This window comes from Streptomyces sp. UH6 (genome assembly GCF_013421635.1).
GTDB lineage: Bacteria > Actinomycetota > Actinomycetes > Streptomycetales > Streptomycetaceae > Streptomyces > Streptomyces abyssomicinicus.
The window spans coordinates 1-4,861 of record NZ_JACADT010000402.1; the positions used below are offsets into that span (position 1 = coordinate 1).

Annotated in this window: 5 protein-coding genes and 1 pseudogene; 1 reads left to right on the forward strand and 5 read right to left on the reverse strand. The window is 72.9% G+C overall.

Features of this window, described 5'->3' with window-relative positions; all coding sequences use genetic code 11:
* Window positions 1-113: pseudogene (locus HW445_RS33650) on the reverse strand (ROK family protein); the annotation flags it as partial.
* A 161-nt stretch (window positions 114-274) separates the two neighbouring features.
* On the opposite strand from HW445_RS33650, the gene HW445_RS18595 reads away from it, so the two are divergent.
* Window positions 275-1,267 carry a LacI family DNA-binding transcriptional regulator gene (locus HW445_RS18595; RefSeq protein ID WP_180222127.1) on the forward strand — a complete coding sequence of 331 codons (993 nt, stop codon included), beginning with the start codon at window positions 275-277 and terminating at the stop codon, window positions 1,265-1,267.
* A gap of 10 nt (window positions 1,268-1,277) precedes the next feature.
* Here HW445_RS18595 and HW445_RS18600 read toward each other — a convergent pair whose 3' ends face one another.
* The 4 genes from HW445_RS18600 to HW445_RS18615 all read right to left on the reverse strand — a co-directional run.
* Window positions 1,278-2,552 (reverse strand): DUF6986 family protein, encoded by a 1,275-nt coding sequence (locus HW445_RS18600; protein ID WP_180222123.1) that lies wholly within the window; start codon window positions 2,550-2,552, stop codon window positions 1,278-1,280.
* A 166-nt stretch (window positions 2,553-2,718) separates the two neighbouring features.
* On the reverse strand, window positions 2,719-3,681 hold the full coding sequence (locus HW445_RS18605; RefSeq protein ID WP_180222124.1) for an electron transfer flavoprotein subunit alpha/FixB family protein: 963 nt from the start codon (window positions 3,679-3,681) through the stop codon (window positions 2,719-2,721).
* A gap of 54 nt (window positions 3,682-3,735) precedes the next feature.
* A complete protein-coding gene (locus HW445_RS18610) occupies window positions 3,736-4,521 on the reverse strand; it encodes an electron transfer flavoprotein subunit beta/FixA family protein (RefSeq protein WP_180222125.1) in 786 nt (261 codons plus the stop codon).
* Between the two features lie 194 nt (window positions 4,522-4,715).
* The coding region (locus HW445_RS18615) for a flavin reductase family protein (RefSeq protein ID WP_180222126.1) at window positions 4,716-4,861 on the reverse strand (146 nt) is incomplete at its 5' end.

Consider the following 4,861-nt stretch of genomic DNA (forward strand, 5'->3'; position numbering starts at 1 on the left):
CGCACCCGGAGGCGGCCCTCACCGTCCACCAGCGCGCCCGCGATCTTGGTGCCGCCGATGTCGAGCGCGGCCACCAGGCCGGCCGGCGAGAGCGCTGTACCCGTCGACGTCATGTCCCCCCTGCTTTCCTGCCGTTTCCCTGCCTGACAACGATGTCCAGACTCTATGCTCGTCGCCGCACGCCGCGCATCCGCCCTCTCAGGACAGGACCCAGCACATCGTGACCCTGACCGAAGGCCGTCCGCCCGCCTCCCGTTACGGCAGCCGTCCCACCATGAAGGACGTGGCGAGCCGTGCGGGAGTGGGTCTGAAGACGGTCTCCAGGGTGGTGAACGGGGAGCCCGGGGTCACCTCGGAGACCCGTCGGCGGGTGCAGGAGGCGATCGACGCCCTGGGGTTCCGGCGCAACGACAGCGCGCGGGTGCTCCGCAAGGGCCGCACCGCCACCGTGGGGCTGATCCTCGAGGACCTGGCCGACCCGTTCTACGGCCCGCTCTCCCGCGCCGTGGAGGAGGTGGCGCGGGCGCACGACACCCTGCTGATCAACGGCTCCAGCGCCCACGACCCCTACCGTGAGCAGGAGTTGGCGCTGGCCCTGTGCGCACGCCGGGTGGACGGCCTGCTGGTGGTTCCGGCGGGTCCGGACCACCGCTACCTGGAGCCGGAGATGCACGCCGGGATCGCCACGGTGTTCGTGGACCGGCCGGCCCGCGGCATCGAGGCCGACACGGTGGTCTCCGACAACCACGGCGGGGCGCGGTCGGGGGTGGCGCACCTGATCGCCCACGGGCACCGCCGGATCGGCTACATCGGGGACCTTCCGCGCATCCACACCGCCGCGGAGCGGCTCCGCGGCTACCGCACGGCGATGACGGAGGCCGGTCTGCCGGTGCGGCCCGACTGGGTGTCGCTCGGGAGCACGGCACCGGAGCGGGTCCGGCGGGCGGCGGAGGAGATGCTGACCGGGCCCGCCCCGGTGACGGCGCTGCTGACCGGGAACAACCGGGTGACGGTGACGGTGGTCCGGGTCCTCGCCGAACGGGACCCGCACCGCCCGGTGGCGCTGGTGGGCTTCGACGACTTCGAACTGGCCGACCTGCTGCGGCCCGCGGTCACCGTGGTGGCGCAGGACGCCGCGGGGCTCGGCCGGACGGCCGCGCGGCGGCTGTTCGACCGGCTGGGCCAGGCGGACCTGCCCCCTTCGCTGGTGGAGCTGCCCACCCGGCTCATGGTGCGGGGTTCCGGGGAGCTGCCGCCGGCCGACTGAGCCCCGCCGGTCAGCGGGCCGCTCCCGGCCGGGCGTACTCCTCGAGCCTCCGGCGGGTCAGCCCGGTCCGTCCCGTCACCTCGGCCGGGTCGAAGGCTCCGCAGTCGAGGCCCCGGAGCAGGAAGGCGGCCAGCGCGCGGGCGGTGGCGGGCTCGTCGAGCACGTCCCCGGACGTGCGGGCGGCATAACGGGCGAGTCGGTCCGCGGCCCGGTCGAACCCTTCGAGGTGGAAGGCGAACACGGCGGCGTAGCGGGTGGGCAGATGGCCGGGGTGCATGTCCCACCCCTGGTGGTAGGCGCGGGCCAGGGCACGGAGGGTGAGCCGGTGGTGCAGCCGCCACGCCTCGTGCACCTGCGCGGTGCCGCCCACCGGGAGCACGTTGGTGGAGCCGTCGCTGACCCGGACGCCGGTGCCGGCCGCGGCCACCTGCATCACCGCCTTGGCGTGGTCGGCGACCGGATGGTCGCTCGCCTGGTGGGCGGCGGAGACTCCGAGGGCGGCGCTGTAGTCGAAGGTTCCGTAGTGCAGGCCCGTGGCGCGGCCCTCGGCGGCGTGGATCATCCTGGCCACGGTGGCGGTGCCGTCCGCGGCGACGATCGCCTGGCTGGTCTCCACCTGGATCTCGAAGCCGAGCCGTCCGGGCTCCAGACCGAGCGCCTTCTCGCACTCCTCCAGGAGGCGGACCATGGCGGTCACCTGGTCGGCGGAGGTCACCTTGGGCAGGGTGAGCAGCAGGCCGCCGGGAAGCGGGCCGTGCTCGAGCAGCGTGGTGAGGAAGATGTCCAGGGTGCGCACGCCCCGGCGGCGGACGGGGGACTCCAGGCACTGCATCCGGATGCCGGCGTACGGCGGCGCGCAGTCGTTCCCCAGCGCCTCGGCGAGCAGGTGTGCGGCGCGTGCGGCGTGCTCGTCCTCCTCCGCGTCGGCGCGCGGTCCGTAGCCGTCCTCGAAGTCGATCCGGAGGTCCTCGACGGGTTCGCGTTCCAGCTTGGCGCGGACTCGGGTGTACACCGGCTCGGCGAGGTCCTCGGGCAGGCCGAGCACGGCGGCGAAGGCGGCGGCGTCGGGGGCGTGCCGGTCGAGCGCGGCGAGGGCGCGGTCGCCCCAGTCCCGGGGAGTGCCGGCGGTGAACTCGTCGGCGGGCACGTAGACGGTGTGGACGGGCTGACGGGTGCCCGGGTCTCCGGGGTAGCGGCGGGCCAGATCGGCGTCGGCGGTGGCGAGCAGCGCGTCCAGCCGGTCGTGGACCGCGCCGGGCAGGGATGTCGGCACGGCCTTGCTCATGCGGGGCGCCCCTTTCGACACGTCAACAGATTGTTGAACTGCGCGGGAGGTTACGGGTGCGTCCGCGGGCGGGTCAACAGCGTCCGGTGGGCGGTGTCCGGCCGCACACGCCGAGGGGCCCGCGGCCGGTGAACCGGTCGCGGGCCCCTCGGGCGCCGTGCGGTGATCAGGCCTTGCGGGCCTTGATCTCCTCGGTGAGCTGCGGGACGACCTGGAACAGGTCGCCGACGACGCCGTAGTCGGCGAGCTCGAAGATCGGGGCCTCGGCGTCCTTGTTGACGGCCACGATGGTCTTCGAGGTCTGCATGCCGGCGCGGTGCTGGATGGCGCCGGAGATGCCGTTGGCGATGTACAGCTGCGGGGACACCGACTTGCCGGTCTGGCCGACCTGGTTGGTGTGCGGGTACCAGCCGGCGTCGACGGCGGCACGCGAGGCGCCCACCGCGGCGCCGAGCTCGTCGGCGAGCGCCTCGATGATGCCGAAGTTCTCGGCGCCGTTCACGCCGCGGCCGCCGGAGACCACGATGGCGGCCTCGGTCAGCTCCGGGCGGCCGGTCGACTGACGCGGGGTGCGGGAGACGACCTTGGTGCCGGTGGCCAGGGCGGAGAAGGTCACCGCGAGCTCCTCGACCGCGCCGGCGGCCGGGGCGGCCTCGACCGGGGCCGAGTTCGGCTTCACGGTGATGACCGGGGTGCCCTTGGACACGACGGACTTGGTGGTGAAGGAGGCGGCGAACACCGACTGGGTCGCGACCGGGCCGTCGGCGCCGGCCTCGACGTCGATGGCGTCGGTGATGATGCCGGAACCGATGCGCAGCGCCAGGCGGGCCGCGATCTCCTTGGTGTCGGCGGAGGTCGGCAGCAGCACGGCGGCCGGGGACACCTGCTCGTAGGCGGCCTGGAGGGCGTCCACCTTCGGGACGACCAGGTAGTCGGCGAGCTCGGCGGCCTCGTTGGTGAGGACCTTCACCGCGCCGTGCTCGGCGAGGGTGGCGGCGGTGGCGGCCGCGCCGGCGCCGAGGGCGACGGCGACCGGCTCGCCGATGCGGCGGGCCAGCGTCAGGACCTCGAGGGTGGGCTTGCGGACGGCGCCGTCGACGTGGTCGACGTAGACGAGAACTTCAGCCATGGGAATGCTCTCCTGCGGATTGCGAAGTCTGAGGGGCGGTCAGCTGGGGCGGGATCAGATGAACTTCTGGCCCGCGAGGAACTCGGCGAGCTGCTTGCCGCCCTCGCCCTCGTCCTTGACGATCGTGCCGGCGGTGCGGGCCGGACGCGCGTCGGCGGACTCGACCTTGGTGAAGGCGCCCTCCAGGCCGACCTCCTCGGCCTCGATGTCGAGGTCGGACAGGTCCCAGGACTCGACCGGCTTCTTCTTCGCGGCCATGATGCCCTTGAAGGACGGGTAACGCGCCTCGCCCGACTGGTCGGTGACGGACACGACGGCCGGCAGGGAGGCCTCGAGCTGCTCGGACGCGGCGTCGCCGTCGCGGCGGCCGGTGACCTTGCCGTCCTCGACCGCGATCTCGGAGAGCAGGGTGACCTGCGGGACGCCCAGGCGCTCGGCGACCAGCGCGGGCACGATGCCCATGGTGCCGTCGGTGGAGGCCATACCGGAGATCACGATGTCGTAGCCGGCCTTCTCGATCGCCTTGGCCAGCACCAGCGAGGTGCCGATGGCGTCGGTGCCGTGCAGGTCGTCGTCCTCGACGTGGACGGCCTTGTCCGCGCCCATGGACAGCGCCTTGCGCAGCGCGTCCTTGGCGTCCTCGGGGCCAACCGTGAGCACGGTGACCTCGGCGTCGTCGGCGTTCTCGGCGATCTGCAGCGCCTGCTCGACGGCGTACTCGTCCAGCTCCGACAGCAGACCGTCGACATCGTCGCGGTCGACGGTCAGGTCGTCTGCGAAGTGCCGGTCGCCGGTGGCGTCAGGCACGTACTTCACGGTGACAACGATCCTCAAGCTCACGCCGGCTCTCCTACTGCATCGTCATGTCGGGCTGCTTCCTGTCAGGCAGCATATGCGCCCGAAGCCGCCACTTCCGTCCGGGGAGTGTCCGCTCCCCGACGAATAAATTACTCACCAGTAGTACACCCGGTCACACCCGCCTAAGCAAGCGCTTTGCAGTGTGACCTTAGTAACCCTACGTGACGACCGGTAGGTCAGTCCCGCAGGGCGCCGTACCGGCCCTGGTGGTAGAGGAGCGGCCGCCCCGGGCCGGCCGGATCGCCGCCCGTCACCTCGGCCACGACGATCCGGTGGTCCCCGGCCGGGACGCGCGCCACCGGGCGGCAGACCAGCCAGGCGA

Bases quoted from the DNA above. Each gene is read 5' to 3' on its own strand.
- HW445_RS18595 (WP_180222127.1), top strand. From the start codon at position 275: ATGAAGGACGTGGCGAGCCGTGCGGGAGTGGGTCTGAAGACGGTCTCC.
- HW445_RS18600 (WP_180222123.1), bottom strand. From the start codon at position 2,552: ATGAGCAAGGCCGTGCCGACATCCCTGCCCGGCGCGGTCCACGACCGG.
- HW445_RS18605 (WP_180222124.1), bottom strand. From the start codon at position 3,681: ATGGCTGAAGTTCTCGTCTACGTCGACCACGTCGACGGCGCCGTCCGC.